General features: G+C 33.8%; 17 protein-coding genes. 11 read left to right on the forward strand and 6 right to left on the reverse strand.

What is annotated here, in order from left to right:
- Nucleotides 1-583: 583 nt before the first annotated feature.
- Entirely contained in the window at nt 584-919 is a 336-nt protein-coding gene (locus IW20_RS02740; RefSeq protein ID WP_035618418.1) for a single-stranded DNA-binding protein, read from the reverse strand.
- 170 nt (nt 920-1089) lie between these two features.
- On the opposite strand from IW20_RS02740, the gene IW20_RS02745 reads away from it, so the two are divergent.
- The 4 genes from IW20_RS02745 to IW20_RS02760 all read left to right on the forward strand — a co-directional run bounded on the left by IW20_RS02745 (nt 1090) and on the right by IW20_RS02760 (nt 5857).
- Entirely contained in the window at nt 1090-2619 is a 1530-nt protein-coding gene (locus IW20_RS02745; RefSeq protein WP_035618421.1) for a bifunctional GNAT family N-acetyltransferase/carbon-nitrogen hydrolase family protein, read from the forward strand.
- 10 nt (nt 2620-2629) lie between these two features.
- A complete protein-coding gene (locus IW20_RS02750) occupies nt 2630-2962 on the forward strand; it encodes a hypothetical protein (RefSeq protein WP_035618423.1) in 333 nt (110 codons plus the stop codon).
- 135 nt (nt 2963-3097) lie between these two features.
- Nucleotides 3098-3445 (forward strand): hypothetical protein, encoded by a 348-nt coding sequence (locus tag IW20_RS02755; protein WP_035618425.1) that lies wholly within the window; start codon nt 3098-3100, stop codon nt 3443-3445.
- A 15-nt stretch (nt 3446-3460) separates the two neighbouring features.
- Nucleotides 3461-5857 (forward strand): M20/M25/M40 family metallo-hydrolase, encoded by a 2397-nt coding sequence (locus IW20_RS02760; protein WP_035618427.1) that lies wholly within the window; start codon nt 3461-3463, stop codon nt 5855-5857.
- Between the two features lie 35 nt (nt 5858-5892).
- Here IW20_RS02760 and IW20_RS02765 read toward each other — a convergent pair whose 3' ends face one another.
- Nucleotides 5893-6849 carry a DMT family transporter gene (locus IW20_RS02765; RefSeq protein ID WP_035618430.1) on the reverse strand — a complete coding sequence of 319 codons (957 nt, stop codon included), beginning with the start codon at nt 6847-6849 and terminating at the stop codon, nt 5893-5895.
- A 104-nt stretch (nt 6850-6953) separates the two neighbouring features.
- A complete protein-coding gene (locus IW20_RS02770) occupies nt 6954-7349 on the reverse strand; it encodes a rhodanese-like domain-containing protein (protein ID WP_035618432.1) in 396 nt (131 codons plus the stop codon).
- Nucleotides 7350-7496: 147 nt separating this feature from the next.
- Here IW20_RS02770 and IW20_RS02775 point away from each other — a divergent pair, with 147 nt between their 5' ends.
- Both IW20_RS02775 and IW20_RS02780 read left to right on the forward strand, forming a co-directional pair.
- A complete protein-coding gene (locus tag IW20_RS02775; RefSeq protein WP_035618435.1) occupies nt 7497-8396 on the forward strand; it encodes a LysR family transcriptional regulator in 900 nt (299 codons plus the stop codon).
- Nucleotides 8397-8610: 214 nt separating this feature from the next.
- A complete protein-coding gene (locus IW20_RS02780) occupies nt 8611-9435 on the forward strand; it encodes a Rossmann-fold NAD(P)-binding domain-containing protein (RefSeq protein WP_035618438.1) in 825 nt (274 codons plus the stop codon).
- Nucleotides 9436-9852: 417 nt separating this feature from the next.
- Here IW20_RS02780 and IW20_RS02785 read toward each other — a convergent pair whose 3' ends face one another.
- Entirely contained in the window at nt 9853-11913 is a 2061-nt protein-coding gene (locus tag IW20_RS02785) for a M13 family metallopeptidase (protein WP_035618440.1), read from the reverse strand.
- 210 nt (nt 11914-12123) lie between these two features.
- On the opposite strand from IW20_RS02785, the gene IW20_RS02790 reads away from it, so the two are divergent.
- Nucleotides 12124-13047: a DMT family transporter gene (locus tag IW20_RS02790; RefSeq protein WP_035618443.1), complete on the forward strand. Its 924-nt coding sequence runs from the start codon at nt 12124-12126 to the stop codon at nt 13045-13047.
- A gap of 216 nt (nt 13048-13263) precedes the next feature.
- Here IW20_RS02790 and IW20_RS02795 read toward each other — a convergent pair whose 3' ends face one another.
- On the reverse strand, nt 13264-15324 hold the full coding sequence (locus tag IW20_RS02795) for a M13 family metallopeptidase (protein ID WP_035618816.1): 2061 nt from the start codon (nt 15322-15324) through the stop codon (nt 13264-13266).
- Nucleotides 15325-15561: 237 nt separating this feature from the next.
- On the opposite strand from IW20_RS02795, the gene IW20_RS02800 reads away from it, so the two are divergent.
- From IW20_RS02800 to IW20_RS25715, 4 genes are all read left to right on the forward strand, one after another.
- Entirely contained in the window at nt 15562-16227 is a 666-nt protein-coding gene (locus IW20_RS02800; protein WP_035618445.1) for an SCO family protein, read from the forward strand.
- 183 nt (nt 16228-16410) lie between these two features.
- A complete protein-coding gene (locus IW20_RS02805) occupies nt 16411-16641 on the forward strand; it encodes a FeoA family protein (RefSeq protein WP_035618447.1) in 231 nt (76 codons plus the stop codon).
- 8 nt (nt 16642-16649) lie between these two features.
- Entirely contained in the window at nt 16650-18749 is a 2100-nt protein-coding gene (feoB, locus tag IW20_RS02810) for a ferrous iron transport protein B (protein ID WP_035618450.1), read from the forward strand.
- Between the two features lie 6 nt (nt 18750-18755).
- Nucleotides 18756-18881 (forward strand): FeoB-associated Cys-rich membrane protein, encoded by a 126-nt coding sequence (locus IW20_RS25715; protein WP_081912426.1) that lies wholly within the window; start codon nt 18756-18758, stop codon nt 18879-18881.
- Between the two features lie 435 nt (nt 18882-19316).
- Here IW20_RS25715 and IW20_RS02815 read toward each other — a convergent pair whose 3' ends face one another.
- Nucleotides 19317-19970 carry a metal-dependent transcriptional regulator gene (locus tag IW20_RS02815; RefSeq protein WP_035618453.1) on the reverse strand — a complete coding sequence of 218 codons (654 nt, stop codon included), beginning with the start codon at nt 19968-19970 and terminating at the stop codon, nt 19317-19319.
- Nucleotides 19971-19977: the final 7 nt, after the last annotated feature.

Genomic DNA, 19977 nt, shown 5'->3' on the forward strand with positions numbered 1-19977 from the left:
GTTGAATGGAGTTCACCAACTTTTTTATTCCTTTCTAACTAAACTGTCAATAGTTACACTATAAAAACAAAAACACTCATAATCAAATAAATAAGAACAATCTCTTTAAATCCGAAACAAGAATTTTCTTAAAATTATCATAAGGCAATCAAAATTAAATATTAAAAAAGAGCAACATGAGTAAGATTATCTAACGTTAGTTTCATTTTGTAAAATGGAACGCCAAAAAATTCGCTTATTTCGTTTCATTTTTTAATTTGAAACCTTAATAAAAAGCAAATCAATCACTATGTAATCTATAAAGCTTATTTTATATGGGTAATTTTTGTACGCTTTGTAGTTTTTGTTTTTTTGTGGGAAATGGAAAAAAATGATTAAAATGCCTTTATTAAGAATTTGAAAATGAAGCCTTCAATCACATAAAAAAAGTTCCATGAAAACTGTTTTCATGGAACTTTTTAATAATTTAAGATTACGTCGAAAAATTAGCCATAATAAGTATGTAATTAATTTAAGTTTTACTCTGATGGATTGTCATTATATTTACTTAAATCCCTTACATGAATAAAATAGCTCATAAAATCTATTTATTACCTAATAAAAGTAACTCGGTTATAACGACTTCGGTTATAAAACGTTTTTCTCCGTTTTTATCATCGTAACTTCTGTGTGATAATTTTCCTTCTATAGCTATTTCTTTCCCCTTAACCACATATTTTTCGATAATCTCGGCAGTTTTTCCCCAAGCAACAAGACGATGCCATTCGGTTTTTTCTACTTTTTCTCCTTTGTCGTTTGTATATCTTTCGTTTGTAGCAATCATTAAATTGGCTAACATTTTCCCTCCTTCTAGGTTTTTAATTTCAGGATCGTTTCCTACGTTTCCTACTAACTGTACTTTGTTCCTTAATGTACTCATGGCGTGTATGTTTTAAATATTTAGTATTGAAATGTCTCTCAAATCAACGAGGCAAAGATGCGGCATGATAGTACCGTTAATCGGTTGGTAACTACTTACTTTCGACTGTAACTAATTGTAAGCGTTTGTAAATGGGAATAATTCATTATATTTGAGGAAAATCTCACAATATGCAGGCAAAGATTAATAAAGTAGAATTACGGAATTTAGAATTTGAGGACTACAAACAGCTAAAAAATTCTATGGTGGAATCTTATCCTGCCATGGCCGACTCTTACTGGAGGGTGGAGCATATTGAGAAATTACTCGAAATTTTTCCCGAAGGTCAATTGGTGATTCTTGTAGATGGAAAGGTAGTAGGCTCGGCGTTATCGCTTATTGTCGATGAAAAATTAGTCGACAAAAGACACAATTATCTACAGATAGTGGGAAACTATACGTTCTCGACTCATAATAAAAATGGTGATATTTTATACGGAATAGATGTTTTTATTCATCCTAATTATCGTGGTTTACGTTTAGGTAGACGTTTATATGATGCCAGAAAAGAATTATGCGAGCAACTTAACCTGAAAGCTATTGTTTTTGCAGGCAGGATTCCAAATTATGCACAACACGCTAAAAAATTAAGCCCTAAAAATTATATTGATAAGGTAAAGCATAAAGAATTACATGATCCGGTGCTTTCGTTTCAGTTAAGTAATGATTTCCACGTTATCCGAATCATGAAAAATTATTTGGAAGGCGATGAAGCTTCGATGGAATTTGCCGTACTCCTAGAATGGAATAATGTGTATTATGACGAAAGTCCGAAGTTGATAAACTTAGACAAAAGCATCATCCGACTTGGACTGATTCAATGGCAAATGCGCCAACTTAATAATATTGAGGCTCTTTTTGAGCAATCGGAGTTTTTTATAGATGTAGTTTCGGGTTACGGAAGTGATTTTGCTTTATTTCCTGAACTGTTTATTGCGCCGCTTATGGCCGATTACAATCATTTATCTGAAGCTGAAGCGATTAGGGAATTAGCCAGACATTCGGATCCTATTCGTAAACGTTTTCAGGAATTTGCTATTTCATATAATATCAATATTATTACTGGTAGTATGCCGTATATGGAAAACGGTAATTTATACAATGTTGGCTTTTTGTGTAAGCGTGACGGAACATCCGAGATGTATAGCAAAATACATATAACTCCAAACGAGGTACAACATTGGGGTATGAAAGGTGGATCGGAAATTAAAACCTTTGATACGGATTGTGGTAAAATAGGAATTCTGATTTGTTATGATGTGGAGTTTCCTGAGGTTTCAAGAATAATGTCTGACGAAGGCATGAATATCTTGTTTGTTCCTTTCCTGACGGATACTCAAAATGCGTATGTTAGGGTTAAACATTGTGCGCAAGCCAGAGCAATAGAAAACGAATGTTATGTTGCTATTGCAGGTTGTGTGGGTAATTTGCCTAAGGTGAATAATATGGATATTCAGTATGCACAAGCGGCTGTTTTTACACCATCGGATTTTGCATTTCCGAGTAACGGGATTAAAGCTGAGGCAACTCCTAATACAGAAATGACGCTGATTGTAGATGTTGATCTGGATTTATTAAAGGATATTCATGAACATGGTAGCGTAAGGATTTTAAAAGACCGTCGACATGATTTGTATGAAACTAAAAAACTAAAGCCATAAAAATATCAAGATGGGTACAATAAGAAAGAAACCTTTATTCGAAATATATGTTGAGAATGACTATTTGGTCATTAACAATACTGATTATGTTAAGGACAATGGAAGCTTTAAGATTGATAGTATTCTTAATGTGGAGTTGTTACAAAGCTTGTCCATTTGGAACAAGATTATTGAAGTAACTTTTCGTTTGAACGTTCCCACAAAATCGAATGAATTCCGGATTAATCTGGAGAATGGCTTTAAGGAGATTGTACTAACAAATTGTGATATTAAAGAGGTTAAGAAATTAGTTTATGAGATAAATGAACTAATCTTAAATAAGAGAAACAATAATTCTCATTAGCCCTGATAGAGCCGATATCCTCGTAACGTAGTGGAGAGATAAAGGCGAAAGCAGGAACGATGTTAACAAATAAAAGCTATTAACTCGCTCATAATAATAAAATAAATGAGCTGTTTAATATAAAAAAGTGAATCCATGAAAACATGCTTGGAGTGCTCTGAAAAAATTGTAGGTCGAGAGGATAAAAAATTCTGCTCGGACAGTTGTCGTAATGCTTATAATAATAAAATAAACAAGGATAGCACCAATTTTATGCGTAATGTAAACAATAAGTTACGCAAAAACTATCGCATCTTGTCGGAGTTAAATCCCGACGGAAAATCAAAAGCTACGAGAGATAAAATGCTTAGTAGAGGGTTTGATTTTGATTTTTTTACCAATATTATGGATACTAAAAACGGAAATACCTACTATTTTTTATACGACCAAGGATACCTTTCTTTGGAAAACGATTATTATTTGCTTGTTAAGAAAGAACTATAGCCCCCCAAATACCACATGAAAAAAAACATTCCCTCCATTTTATCAATACTAGTCATTATAGCTGTACTAGCATTTATTTATGTCACTCTTAAACCACAATGGGTTTCTAAGGGTGAAGAAGCTCTTGCCGAATTTTCGACCGACAGGGCTTTGGCTCATGTAAAAGAGATTGCGCAAAAACCTCATTATGTAGGTTCGGCAAATCATGAGATTGTTGCTCAATATCTTGAGTCGGAACTTAAGGAATTAGGTCTGGAAACTTCTGTTCAGGAAGGTTTTACAATGAGCGACTGGGGAAATCTGGTAAAATCTAAAAATATTATGGCTCGCATAAAAGGGTCTAATAATAGCAAAGCATTATTATTACTGTCTCATTATGACAGTGCTCCGCATTCTTCCTCTCATGGTGCAAGCGACGATGCATCGGGTGTTGCGACGATTCTAGAAGGTGTTCGTGCCTTTTTGTATAGCAAAGAAAAACATAAAAATGACATCATTATTCTTTTTACTGATGCCGAAGAATTAGGTTTAAATGGTGCTGCTCTTTTTGTAACACAACATAAGTGGGCTAAAGATGTAGGTTTGGTTATAAATTTTGAAGCTCGTGGGACTTCGGGACCAAGTTATATGCTGATGGAAACTAATAGCGGAAATGCTGAAATGGTTAAAGAATTTGCCGAAGCAAAAACGACTTATCCTGTTTCGAACTCTCTTATGTACAGTATTTACAAAATGTTACCTAATGATACAGACCTAACTGTTTTTAGAGAACAAGGTAACATACAAGGTTTTAATTTTGCTTTTATAGATGATCATTTTAATTATCATACACAACAGGATGACCTTGCTCATTTAAACAAAACAAGCTTAACACACCAAGGTAGTTACTTAATGCCTTTGCTTAAATATTTCTCTAACACTGATTTAAATGATGCACCGACTAAAGAGGATTTTGTTTATTTTACCATTCCGTTTACATTTATAAATTATCCTTTTTCTTGGGTTTTACCAATGACTCTTGTAGCATTAGGTCTTTTTGTATTTTTGATTTTTATAGGAAAAGCTAAAAGAATTATCACTTTCAGCAATATGTTTAGAGGTTTTATCCCTTTGCTTGGTGCAATAATTGTTGCTGGTCTTGTTACTTTCTTGGGTTGGAAGATCATATTGCAAATTTACCCTCAGTACAATGACTTACTAAATGGCTTTACTTATAACGGCCATGCTTATATTGCTGCTTTTGTTTTACTTACAATTGCTATTTGTTTCTCTTTTTACAATAGTTTTTCTGACTGTAAAGTTGCAATAGATCATTATGTAGCTCCTTTATTTTTGTGGATTATCATTAATGGTATAATTGCAAATAGCTTAAAAGGTGCAGGTTTTTTAATCATTCCTGTTTATTTTGGGTTAATCTTATTAGCAGCTTATATAATCACTCAAAGAATAAACTTATTTATAAGTCTTTTGTTCAGCATTCCTGCTTTATTGATTATTGCGCCTTTTATCCAAATGTTTCCAATAGGTTTAGGATTAAAAGTACTTTTTGGAAGTGCAATTCTTACTGCGCTAACTTTTGGATTATTACTTCCTGTTTTTGGCACATTTACTAGAAAAGGAATTTGGGCTTTATTCTTCTTTATTGCTTCTATTGGTTGTTTTGCCTGGGGTGGTTATACTGCTGGATATGAAAACGGCAAGGCAAAATCGAATAGTTTATTGTATATATACAGCGCAGATACTGACAAAGCCAAATGGGCAACTTACGATGTTAACCTAGACGAATGGACTCAAAAATATCTAGGGCAAGACCCAAAAGATGCTATAGCGTTAAACAATCTTCCGCTTTTTAGCAAATACAGCTCTGGGTTTACTTACAGTACTGATGCTCCAAAAATAGCATTGGCAAGACCAACTATTGCTTTTTTACAAGATAGTGTGAGAGGTAATACGAGATTCTTAAAAATAAAGATTACGCCTAACAGAAACGTAAATCGTTATGATATTTTTGGAGATCCTAAAATGACTTTCAATAATTTTAAAGCTAATGGTACGGCTCCGCTTGGACAAAAAGGAAGCCAACTGGAACGAAAAGGCGCTAAAGTATTAAGTTATTATGTTGTAAATAATGAACCACTTATAATGCAGTTTAGCATTGATGCCAAAACGGTTTTTGACATGACTTTAATCGAGAGTTCTTTTGATTTATTGACAAATCCATTACTGAAGGTGGAGAAAAGAGCTTCTTGGATGATGCCAACACCTTTTGTACTAAACGATGCTGTTGTAATTAAAGAAAAAATAAAACCTTCGGCTGTAGTTTTAGATACTCCCGTAGAGACTACCACAGCCAAAGACAGTTTAAAAATTGCAAAAGATAGCTTAAGACCGAGCACAATAGTTGTTCCTTAAGATACGGTTTACACAAAAAAACAAATCCCAAATTATCAAACTGATAGTTTGGGATTTTTGTTTACTACAAGTAAGCATTCTTCATTTATTGTTATTGGTTTTTCCTTCTTTTTATAGTTGATGATAAAAACTCCTAGAATAATCAGCACAGTAGCAATTATAAAATCAATAGTGATTACTTCGTCTAGCAACAACCAGCCTAAAAACACTGCTATTATAGTATTGATGTACGACAAAATAGAAATTTGAACCGCCGTAACTCGCTTTATCGCATAATGGTAAGAGAAGAATGCGAGTACTGAACCAAAAACTGATAGATATAAAGCTGCCGAAATGCTTCTTAAACTCCATGAACTTATATCTGGATTGGGCGAGAAAATAAAAGCCAAAACAAGTTGAACCAAAGTTGCTATTGCAAATTGGTAAAACAAATTGAGTGCGATTGTATTCGATTTATGCGCATGAGCTTTGGTATAAATTGTTCCTGAAGCCCAACCAAAAATTGCCATGCTTATAAATATAAGCCCGTGTTGGTAATTAGAATCTAAAAAATCTCCAAGTCCATCCTTGAATATAAAAACCACTCCCGAGAATCCGATTATTACACCTACAAACCCTTTTAAACTTGCTTTTTGTAAACCAACAAAAACGCTCCCAATAAAAATAAGTATGGGAGATAATGCGCTCATTACCGATGCAAGTCCGCTTGGTAAGGTTTGTTCGGCAATTGTTGTAAACCCATTTGCAATAACAATCATTAATAAAGACGGAATTAGCTGATGTCTGAAATTTGTCCAACCAATCCATTTAAGTTCTTTTTTAAATAGTAAAATAATCATTACTATTAATCCTGCCAATCCCTGCCTAATAGAGGTTACAAACCAAGGCGGAATCGTTTCGACTGCAACCCGAATTCCTAAAAAGGTTGTTCCCCATACTATTCCTACTGTTGCCAAACAGAGTAATAATTTATAATCTGGACTTTTTTCCATTATAATGAAATTATGTTTTTTTAATAAATGTGGCTTTAGCCAAATAACAAAGTATTAATATTATTGGTTTCTAGAAGTTTCATAGATTTTAAATCAATTATTCATTAACAAGCGCATTCAATTTTCAATCCAGCTTGTTTTCCATTTGTGCCTTCGGTAGCATAACCGTCAAATTTCCACCATTCGATTCCGCCCAATAATTCTTTTACCCTAAAACCCAGTCGTGTCATATTAAGAGCGCCTTTTGTCGATGCGTTACAACCAATCCCATCGCAATAGGTTACATACAAAATTTCTTTATCAAGGTGTTTTGTACTTTCAATGGTCATTTCGCGATGCGGAATATTAATCGCTCCTGGTATATGCTCGGCTTCAAACCCAAAAGCTTTTCGGGCATCGAGTGCAATTACTTTTTCCCCATCGTTTAATGCATCAAATAAATCTGATGAATCCATTTCAAATGCAAGTTTGTTTTGGTAATACTTAATTTGGTCTTCCATTGTAGTATTGTTTTTAGTTATTTAACAATCCAAAATTAGAGCAACCACAACTGTAATAAAAACGAAAAGAATTCATCTATTGCATTACTTTTTTTCATGCAAATGCAAGAGTAAATTTTTGTTCCTTTGTGTAAACAACGCTCAAAAATGGAAATAAGACATTTACGATTAATAAAAGCAATTGTCGAAGAAGGAAGTATTACCAAGGCTATTGATAAACTACATCTCACTCAATCGGCATTAAGCCACCAACTAAAGGAGGCAGAGTCTCAATTGGGTACCAAAATTTTCCTGAGAGCAAATAAGAAATTAGTCTTAACCAAAGCTGGTGAAAAGTTATATGGGATTTCTAATGAAATTCTAGACAAAATATCAGAAACGGAGCTAGAAATAAAACAAATGGTTTTTGGCGAATATGGCGAAATCCGTATTAGTACCGAATGTTTTTCCAGCTATCATTGGCTGCCATCTGTCTTAAAGCAATTTCACTTTGTATATCCAAATATTGAACTCAAAGTTGTAACCGAAGCTACACATCATCCGTTACAAAAATTATTAGAGAATGTAATAGATATTGGTATTGTAAGCGATCTTATAAAAGATGATAGAATAAAATATCTGGAACTTTTTCAGGATGAATCTGTAATGGTTGTTTCCGAAAACCATCCTTGGGCAAATAAAAAATACGTTGTAGCCGAAGATTTTACCAATGAGCATCTGATTATTCATTCGCTACCTATGGAAACAGTTACAATTCATCAAATGTTTTTGGCTCCAGCCAAAGTAACTCCAAGAAAAATAACGCCATTGCCACTTACCGAAGCTTCTATCGAAATGATTAAGGCCGATATGGGAGTTATGTCGATGGCAAAATGGGCAGTATTGCCATATTTGAAAAATAGTCCGTTAAAAGCGGTAAAAATTGGCAAAAACGGATTAAAAAGAAAACATTTCATCGCAATTAGACAAAGCAAAGAATATCCAGACTATTTTAATCATTTTATAGAATTTTTACAAACCGAAATTCACCATCAATGGAATTTATAATACGAGATTGCAACAAAAGTTAACCATATAAGTAATGTAAGTAAATATAAGCATGACTAATAAATGTAAAACTTAAATAAACTTACATTACTTAAATGGTTGAAAAATCTCATTGAATTATAAAGAAGTTTTAATAATGGTAAACTTTGCGACTTTGCGAGACAATTTACAAATAGCATAAAAGAACAAACACAAACTGATTACAAGAAACAAAATGACAAAAATTAGTATTTTAGGATGTGGATGGTTAGGATTTCCTTTGGCGAAAGCCATGATTACAAAAGGCTTTTCGGTAAACGGATCTACAACCTCAACAGAAAAATTATCGATATTGGAAGAATCTGGGATTAGTCCGTTTTTAATAAATATTAATCCTAACGAAGAGAATCCGCCTTTCGGCAAAAGTACATCAGGACAAATTGAAGCTTTTTTGAATGAAAGCAGTATTCTTATTATCGATATTCCGCCCAAGTTGCGTGGCGAAAACGCAGATAGCTTTGTAGATAAAATCGCTTTTCTGATTCCACTTATCGAAAAATCAACTATTGAGAAAGTACTTTTTATAAGTTCGACATCTGTTTATGGTGAAAGTGATTTATTGATAACCGAAGAAACAAAACCTGATGCCGATACTGAAAGTGGAAAACAATTGATAATTGCCGAAACCCTTTTGCAAAGCAATTCCAATTTTAAAACTACTGTTCTGCGTTTTGGCGGTTTAATTGGTGAAGACCGAAACCCAATTAAATTTCTTGCCGGCAAAGGAAATGTTGAAAACCCCGATGCGCCTATCAACTTTATTCATCAGGAAGATTGTATTGGTATTATCCTAGAAATCATAGCATCCGACTCATGGAATGAAACTTTTAATGGCGTTGCTCCTTTTCATCCTATGCGTAAGGAATATTACACCCAAAAAGCAGCCGAAAAGAATCTAACTCCTCCTAAGTTTAATCACGACAAAGAAAGTTTTAAAAAGGTTATTTCGAGTACAAAAATAGAAACGGTACTTGGGTATAACTTTGTTAAAAAGCCTTAAAGAGGTTCAAAGGTTTTTGAAAAAAGGTTCAAAGACGCAAAGGTTTTCTGTAGAGACGCACCGCAGTGCGTCTACGTAATATAGGTTTTCCATAATCTGAACGTATGCGAGGCGGAGCCCTACAAGTAACTAACATAACGTATTCCTCTAGATTGTGGAGCAACTAACGGAGATCCCTCAATTCTTCGGGATGACAGGATTGTCTACATAACCATAGCCCATGGTTTCAACCATGGGATACCAATTAAGATAATACGCTACAATAATACATTGCGCTCCAACGGTTGAAACCGTAGGCTATGGTTGTAATGTGTTATCAATTACTCACGAACTAGTCTACAGATTGTTTTGCTGACAAAAGACAATAAAAAAAGGGGCTGCTTTAATAAAGCAGCCCCTTTTTTTGTAAACTAGATATTACCAGATTTTAACTCTTTTCTCTGGTTCTATGTACATTTTATCTCCTTTTTTAATAGAGAATGCTTCATAGAAAGAATCCATATTCTGGATAGGCACATATCCACGGTACATTCCTGGAGAGTGCGGATCTACTTTTACTTGATTTTTTAAAGCTTCATCACGTGATTTAGTTCTCCAAACTGTAGCCCAAGAAATAAAGAAACGTTGCTCTGGAGTTAATCCGTCGATTAAACCAGGATTACCATTTGCTTTTAAGTACAATTGTAAACCATCATAAGCAGCATTTACTCCACCTAAATCTCCAATGTTTTCACCTAAAGTAAATTTACCATCTACGTGAACTCCTGGAAGTGGCTCTAATGCACTATATTGATCTGCAAGAGCAGTTCCTAATTTTGTAAATTCTTTCAAATCATTTTCTGTCCACCAATCAACAAGGTTTCCATCTGCGTTATAACGTGCACCAGCATCATCAAAACCATGAGAAATTTCATGTCCTATTACAGCACCGATTCCACCATAATTTACAGCTTCGTCTGCTTGGTAGTTGTAAAAAGGAGGTTGTAAAATAGCTGCAGGGAATACAATTTCGTTATACGATGGGTTGTAATATGCATTTACCGTTTGTGGAGACATTCCCCATTCAGTCTTATCAACTGGTTTTGTCAAATCAGAAAGTCCTTTATTAAAACTCCATCTTGAATAGTTTTTCATGTCTTCAAAATAGCTTCCTCCTTCTGCAAGGCTTTTAACTTCTAAAGCTGAATAATCTATCCATTTATCAGGATAACCAATTTTTATAGTAATCTTGTTTAATTTTTCAATCGCTTTAACTTTAGTTTCAGCAGACATCCAAGTTAAATTATTGATTCTGTTTTGGTAAGCCAAGATTACATTCTGAATCATTTTCTCTGCCTTCGCTTTAGCTTCAGCTGGGAATAATTTCTCTACATATAATTTACCTAAAGCCTCACCTATTGTTTGGTTTACAACCTGAAGTGCTCTTTCTTCACGCGGACGTTGTTTGATTGCTCCAGTTAACGTCTTTCCGTAGAAATCAAAGTTTGCACTTTCGATATCAGTAGATAATTGTGATGATGATGCACTCAATAAAGACCATTTCATATATTCTTTCCAAGCAGCAAGATTATTTTCTTTGAAAACAGTTTCCAAAGCTTTCATATATCTTGGTTGCAATACAACAACAGTATCCACTTTAGCCATTCCAATTCCCGTAAGGTAATTTTTCCAGTTAATAGTTGGTGTCATTTTTTGCAAATCAGCAATCGAAGTCGGATTGTATTGTAATCTGCTATCTCTGCGCTCTACTCTATCTAATCTTGGTTTAGACATTTCGATTTCTAATGCTAATATTTTCGCTGCATTTTGTTTTGCTGCTGCAGGAGTTTCTCCTATAAATTGCAACATTCTAGCTACGTGAAGCACATATTTTTCACGTTTTTCTTTTGAATCTTTTTCTTCAGATGTGTAATAATCTTTATCTGGTAAACCTAATCTACCTAAACCAAGACTTACAGAGTTTTTATTACTGTTTTTTTCATCAGCACTTACATATACTCCAAAAAATCCAATTCCGCCAATAGGCTCCGTTTCAATTAAAAACTTCTCTAAATCAGCAACATTTTTTATTGCATCGATTTTTTTAAGATATGGTTTTAAAGGCGTAATTCCTTGTTTGTTTCTTCCTACTGTATCAAGGATTGCATTAAAAAGGTTTATTGCTTTTCCCTGATCTGTATTCGATTTATATTTTGGATCTTTTGATGCTTCTTTTAAAATAGCCAGCGAATTTGCATCTGTACTCTTCAGCAATTCATTAAAACTTCCCCATGTAGTTCTGTCTTTAGGAATTTCGGTTTTATCTAACCAAGTTCCATTTACATAACGAAAGAAATCTTCACTTGGCTTAACTTTTTTATCCATTAAGGATACATCAATTCCAGAAGCTGAAGGTGCCTGACTTTGAGCCTGACACATTGCAAAACCCAACACTGCTGGTATTGCAAATAGCAAATTCTTACTATTGTTCTTTTTCATTTTTAAATACGGTTTTATAGTTACTCACAAACTTATTGTTATTATTTTTAATAAAACGTTAATTTTTGTTAGATTTAAGTTTGTAAATCGATTGGTCTACCTTTTGAAAATTTGTTACATATTTAGATTAAAAAATGTAAGCAAAAAGTAAATTATATGATATTAATTCAAAATTATTTCTGAATATTTACATCATAAAACGATCAGTACGTGAGAGCTAAAATTCAGCAGGCATTTTCTAACAAAATAGAATCTATTGGTTTACCAATACTCGCTTTATGCTGGGTTAGTTTTTTTTGGGGAACAACATGGTTAGCATCCAAAGAAGGCGTAAAACATATGCCCGCGTTACAACTCGCAACTATCCGACAATTTATAGGCGGAATTTTATACGTTGGTTATTTCATACTCAAGAAAGAACCTTGGCCAAAAGGAAAACAATGGCGAACTATCTTGGTTTTAAGCATCCTGAATTTTGTTTGCAGTAACGGTTTAAGTACTTGGGGCGTAAAATATATTAGTAGTGGTTTGGGTGCGATTATTGGCGCTATTTTCCCAATCTGGATTGTGGTTATTTGTTTCTTTAAAGGAGAACGAATTGCCCGACTTGCCGTTGCGGGAATCTTAATATGTTTTCTAGGCGTTTGTATCATTTTTAGTGATCACTTAACCGATTTCCTAAATCCTCAATTTCAATTCGGAATCTTCTTATCTGTAGCTTCAACTATAACTTGGGCTTTCGGGATTTTACATACCATGAAAAAAGCAGCTAGCTTTAATCCTTATTTTAGTTTGGGATTGCAAATGCTTATTTCCAGTTTTATTCTTTTTGGTATAACCGAAACATCTGGAATTAATATTCCTTTTAATTTAATCCCTGCAGTTTCTTGGTGGTCAATTGCCTATTTGGTTATTATCGGGTCGGTTCTAACCTTTATTGCATTTATCTATACATTGCAACATTTACCAAAAGAAGTTAGTAGTATTTATGCTTACATTAATCCTATTGTTGCCATTTTGTTAGGTTTCATCCTTTTTGACGAAACACTTACTCTCGCCATTGTTATTGGAGTTTTGGTAACTTTAATTGGTTTGTATTTGGTAAATTCTTCTATTAGAAAGATAAAGAAATAGACTAATTAGACTTCTTAGATTATTAGACTGGCTTAGACTTTTAGAATTCTTAAATATTAGCATTTAAGAAAAATAGATTTTAAGCACAAAATACTTAATACTTAATACTTAATACTTAATACTTAATACTTAATACTTAATACTTAATACTTAATACTTAATACTTAAATAAAAAACGGCTGCCTTATTAAAGACAGCCGTTTTTGTATTTTTATTTTACCAAATCTTAACTCGTTTTGATGGTTCTATATACATCCCATCTCCTGGTTTTATAGAAAATGCATCATAAAAAGCATCTACATTTTGCAACGGCACATAAGCTCGGTACATTCCCGGAGCGTGTGGATCTGTTTTAACCTGACTTTTTATTGCTTCATCACGGCTCTTAGTTCTCCAAACTGTTGCCCAAGAAATAAAGAAACGTTGTTCTGGTGTAAAACCATCTATTAATCCAGGGTTTCCATTGGCTTTCAAGTATAATTGCAATCCATCATAAGCTGCATTTATACCACCTAAATCGCCTATGTTTTCACCCAATGTAAACTTTCCGTCTACGTGAATTCCAGGTAAAGGCTCTAATGCACTATATTGATTTGCCAATGCAGTTCCTAAAGCTGTAAATTGTTTTAAATCATCAGCTGTCCACCAGTCCACTAGATTACCATTTGCGTTATAACGCGCACCCGAATCATCAAAACCATGAGAAATTTCATGACCAATTACAGCACCAATTCCGCCATAATTTACTGCTTCATCAGCTTGATAATTGTAAAATGGTGGTTGCAAGATAGCTGCTGGAAATACAATTTCGTTATACGATGGGTTGTAATACGCATTTACCGTTTGCGGAGACATTCCCCAAACCGTTTTATCTACAGGCTTTTTATATTTAGCAATATCCTGATTATAGTTCCATTTGGCTAGGTTAATACTATTATCAAAATAACTTCCTCCCTCAGATACATCTTTAATAACCAACTCGCTATAATCTTTCCATTTGTCAGGATAACCAATTTTTATGGCAATTTTATTCAGTTTTTCAATTGCTTTAGTTTTAGTTTCTGCAGACATCCAAGGCAAATTGGTAATACGATTTTGGTACGCCAAAACTACATTCTGAATCATCTTTTCGGCTTTTACTTTAGCTTCAGCTGGAAACATTTTCTCAACATACAGTTTACCCAAAGATTCTCCAACCACTTGGTTTATTACCTGAAGTGCTCTTTCTTCTGCTGGACGTTGTTTTATTGCTCCAGTTAATGTTTTTCCGTAAAAATCAAAACTAGCATCTTCTATTTGTGTAGTTAACTGCGAAGATGTTTTGTTTAACATACTCCATTTTAAATACTCTTTCCAAGCCCCTACTTTATTTTCGGTAAAAATGGTTTGTAATGCTTTCATGTAACGAGGTTGCGTTACAATAATCGTATCTATTTTTACCATTCCTATACCCGCAAGGTATTTATCCCACTGTATTGCAGGAGTCATTTTTTTAAGATCAGCAACAGCCGTCGGATTATATTGCAGTCTTCCGTCTCTACGCTCTACACGATCTAACCTTGGTGAAGACATCGCAATTTCTAAAGCTAAAATCTGTGCAGCGTTTTCTTTTGCCTTTTGTGGAGTCTCCCCTATTAATTGCAACATTCTTGCAATATGGGTTTCATACTTAGCACGTTTTTCTTTAGAGTCCTTATCTTCAGACACATAATAATCTTTATCCGACAATCCTAATCTACCTACGCTTAAGCTAACCGCATTTACATTACTATTCTTTTTATCTGCTCCGATATAAAATCCAAAGAAACCAACGCCTCCCTGAGATTCCATTTCTGCTAAGAAATTCTGCAAATCGGCTACATTTTTAATCGCATCAATTTTCTTTAAGTAAGGTTGAAGCGGTGTAATCCCTCTTTTATTTCTTCCTACAGTATCTAAGATTGTATTAAAAAGTGCAATTGCTTTTCCTTGATCGGTATTCGATTTATATTTTTGACTTTTTGAAGCTTCTTTCAAAATTGCCAAAGCATCGTTGTCTGTCTTTTGGCGTAATTCATTAAAACTTCCCCAAGCGTTTCTATCACTAGGAATCTCGGTTTTGTCCACCCATGTCCCATTTACATATCTAAAGAAATCCTGACTTGGCTTAACATTTTTATCCATTAAGGAAACATCAATTCCTGATGTTTTTGGCGCCGTGCTTTGCGCCTGACACACTGCAAATCCTAACATTGCTGGAATTGCAAACAACAAATGCCTGTTAATTTGTTTTTTCATATTTGTTTTTAGTTTAGTATTTACAAACATATCGTTATTATTTTGAATAAAATGTTAACGATTGTACGATTTTTAGCCAGAAAAATCAAAAATATCTAGTTGTTTCATAACAAAACAATTAATACTACAATACATTCTTATCTTCTTGGCAGAAATCACCTGCTATAATTTGGTTAAAAAAAACAATGTTACCGTATTTAAAAAGAGGTTTTTGTACTTTTGCCCCAAATTTTGTTTATGAAATCTTTACTCTATAAGTACAGGAAATTTTTCTTGGTCCTATTCGTATTTTCAGCCGTCACAATTTCATTGTTTTATTCAGCATTAAAACCGAAGAAAACATTGCCTATTTTTAATCCAGCCGATGTAAACCCAGAACTGGTTGATAGCACTATGCAATACAAAAGCAAGTATCATACAATTGCCGATTTTTCGTTTGTAAACCAGAATGGCGATACGATTACTCAAAAAGATTATGATGGAAAAATATACGTAGCCGATTTCTTTTTTACTACTTGTGGTTCAATCTGTCCTAAAATGACAGCAAATCTTGCCGATGTACAAAAAGCGGTTTTAGATAATCCTAAAGTAAAATTACTTTCGCATACCGTATTCCCAGAAACTGATAGTATTCCTGTTCTAAAAGCATACGCTGTAAAAAATGGTGTTGTAGATAGTAAATGGAATTTGGTTACTGGCGACAAAAAAGAAATTTACACCATGGCAAGAAAATCTTATTTGGCTGTAAAACTAGGAAGACCTGACCAATTGTACGATATGGTACATACAGAGAACTTTATTTTGGTAGATCAAAAAAGACGCGTACGTGGTTTTTATGACGGAACCAAGAAAGAAGATATTCAAAAACTTATAGAAGATATTAACTTTTTGTGTACCGAATAACTTTACGGTTTTAAATTTCCTCTCAAAATCGTTAAATCTCTGAATAAATGGTTTTCATTTAACTTTTAGAAGAGGCAATCCTATATGTGAATTATATCTTAAAACATTGAAACCATAGGGGAAAACTGGCTTAAATCAATATTAAATGATTAATATTGCAATATTAATTCAATCTAAATAAACTTGAAACATTCTATCCACACCCTGAAAAAAGGCGAAAAAGCCATTATCAAAGAATTTGATATTGATTTAGTTCCGTTGAAATTATTAGAAATGGGTTGCTTGCCAGGTAACATGGTCGAATTGCTTCAAATTGCTCCGTTCGGAGATCCTTTATATTTGAATATTAATGGTTCGCATGTGGCTATTCGAATAGAAACGGCACGTGTAATAGAAGTAGAAATAATCAAATAGAATTTGCAATGAGTATTCAAAATATAAATGTTGCCTTAATCGGTAATCCAAATACAGGAAAAACTTCAGTTTTTAATCAATTAACAGGTCTTAATCAACAAGTAGGAAACTATCCAGGAATTACTGTTGAGAAAAAGATGGGATTTTGCAAATTACCAAATAACATTAAAGCCAACATTCTCGATTTACCGGGAACATACAGTTTAAATGCCAGCTCTATTGATGAGAATGTGGTAATTGAACTTTTATTAAACAAAAACGACAAATTATATCCAGATGTAGTACTTGTTGTTACAGATGTTGAAAATCTAAAAAGAAACTTACTTCTTTATACTCAGATAAAAGATCTTGAAATCCCAACAATATTAGTCATTAACATGGCTGATAGAATGGAATCTAAAGGGATTACTCTAGACATCCCATATCTAGAGGAACATTTAAAAACAAAAATTGCTTTAATAAGTTCTCGTAAAGGTCACGGAATCGATGAGCTTAAAAACTTGATTGTTTCTTATAAAACTATTCCGAACGAACCGTGCTTAAACGCATCGGTTATTGACCCGGAGTATTTTAAGAGTTTACAACACGCTTTCCCAAACCAGTTATTATACAAACTGTGGTTGGTAATTACTCAAGATGTGAACTTCTTGAATTTAGATAGAAACGAAGTTAGAAGTACGTTTACCAAATCGCATTCAGAGTTAAAACGTTTGCAACAAAAAGAAACCATCAAGAGGTATCAATTTATAAATGATGTCCTAAAAGAAGGTTTAAAAGTAGACCATACTGTTGCTAAAGATTTCCGTGCAAAACTAGACCGTGTATTAACCCACAAAGTTTGGGGTTACGCCATCTTTTTTGCCATCTTGTTTATTATTTTTCAATCCATTTTCCAATGGTCAACAATACCAATGGACTTTATCGATAGTACGTTTGCATCATTAAGCACAATAGTTGCAGAAAGATTGCCAAGCGGAATCTTAACCGACTTATTATCTCAGGGAATTATCCCAGGAATTGGCGGAATCTTGATATTTATTCCGCAAATTGCCTTTTTATTCCTCTTTATTTCCATACTTGAAGAAAGTGGTTATATGAGTCGTGTGGTTTTCCTTATGGATAAAATCATGCGCAAATTTGGACTATCAGGAAAAAGCGTTGTGCCTTTAATTTCAGGAACTGCTTGTGCAATTCCGGCAATTATGGCAACTCGTAATATCGAAAACTGGAAAGAAAGATTAATCACGATTTTAGTAACACCATTTACAACTTGTTCGGCTAGATTACCTGTTTATGCTATTATTATTTCATTAGTAATACCAGACGAGCGTATTTTTGGATTCCTAAATATGCAAGGATTAACATTAATGTTATTATATCTTCTAGGATTTGGGATGGCGATTTTGTCTTCTTATATCTTAAATAAAATACTAAAAATAAAATCCAAAACATATTTTGTAGTCGAAATGCCTAACTACAAAATGCCTTTATTCAAGAACGTTGCTATTAATGTTGTTGAGAAAACTAAAGCATTCGTTTTTGGAGCAGGAAAGATAATCTTGGCTATATCGGTTGTTTTATGGTTTTTAGCCTCATACGGACCAGGAAAGAACTTTAATGATGCTGAAGCTATCGTAACCGAAAGACACAAAGAGAAGCCTCTAGATGACTTTGAATTTGAAGAAGCAGTTGCATCTCAAAAAATAGAAAACTCTTATATCGGTTTAATGGGTAAAACCATCGAACCTGTAATATCACCATTAGGATACGATTGGAAAATTGGTATTGCAATTATAAGCTCATTTGCAGCCCGTGAAGTATTTGTGGGAACGCTTGCAACTATTTACAGTGTAGGTGGTACCGATAATGAAACGACCATAAAAAACAAAATGAAAGAAGAAATCAATCCGCAAACGGGTGAAAAAATCTTTAATTTTGCTTCAGGAATCTCATTGTTACTCTTTTACGCCTTTGCATTACAGTGCGCAAGTACACTTGCAATTACCAAAAAAGAAACAAACTCTTGGAAATGGCCAATGGTTCAGCTCGTGTTAATGACCGGCTTTGCATACATTACTGCCTTACTGGCTTTTCAACTACTAAAATAATGTATCATGATACAGGAAATAATAGCATTTGGAATTTTATTCATCTCTATCGCATTTTTAATTCGTAAGTTTTTCTGGAAATCTTCTAAAAAGAAAGATAACTGCGGAGGAAGTGATTGTGGATGTCACTGAGAAAAGGTACTGAGGTACTAAGAAACAAAGGTTCAAAGGTTGCTCGGTTTATGTTTAAACTCGACAATCTTTGAACCTTTTCTTTACACGATTTTTTCATCCTGAGCCGTGTCGAAGGACGTACGAGGCTTCGACAGAGTTTATCCTGACAAAATTACGAATAGAAAATCCGTTTTTATCCGTGTCTTCGCTTTTGCGAATCTGTTTAATCCGCGTTCTATTTACGATGAAGTTTGTGGGCTCCGACAGAGTTTATCCTGACAAGATTACGAATAGAAAATCCATTTTTATCCGTGTCTTCGCTTTTGCGAATCTGTTTAATCCGCGTTCTATTTACGATGAAGCTTGTGGGGCTTCGACTCCGCTCAGCCTGACAAGATTGAGTAATAAAAACCTGACTTTACTAAGACTGAAACTGAATACTGCGACTGAAAACTACTGTACCTTCACAAAAAGATTCGAAGCTATTTTATTAGAAATCGTTAGTTCCTTATCGTTTACTTTAATTTTTAATGACAAATCGAAGCTTTCTTTTGATACACATTCGATTTTTGAACCTAAAGCAATTTCTTGTTTGTCTAGATATTGCAAGAATTCCGATGAAGTATCTTTTACGCCTACGCAAACACCAACTTGATTCTCTACAAGTTCAGATAGTAATTGCTTTTCGACTTTAATGATTCGACCATGAGCATCAGGAATTGGATCTCCGTGTGGGTCTTCGGTAGGATTACCCAGAAAATCATCCAACTTATTAATTAATTGTTCTGATTTAATGTGTTCTAATTGTTCAGCAATATCATGTACTTCATCCCATGAAAAATCTAGTTTATCTACAAGAAATACTTCCCACAAACGATGTTTACGCACAATCATCTTGGCAGCTAATTTTCCGTTATCGGTTAATGAAACCCCTTGGTATTTTTTATAATTTATCAAATCCTTTTCGGATAGTTTTTTTAGCATATCTGTTACCGATGAGGCTTTTGTTTCCATCATTTCGGCAATAGCATTTGTACTAACCTCAGCTTCAGAAGAAGTGGTTAAATGATAAATAGCTTTAAGATAGTTTTCTTCTGAGAAAGTCATTTGATTT

The sequence above is a fragment of the Flavobacterium hydatis genome (genome assembly GCF_000737695.1).
Taxonomy (GTDB): domain Bacteria; phylum Bacteroidota; class Bacteroidia; order Flavobacteriales; family Flavobacteriaceae; genus Flavobacterium; species Flavobacterium hydatis.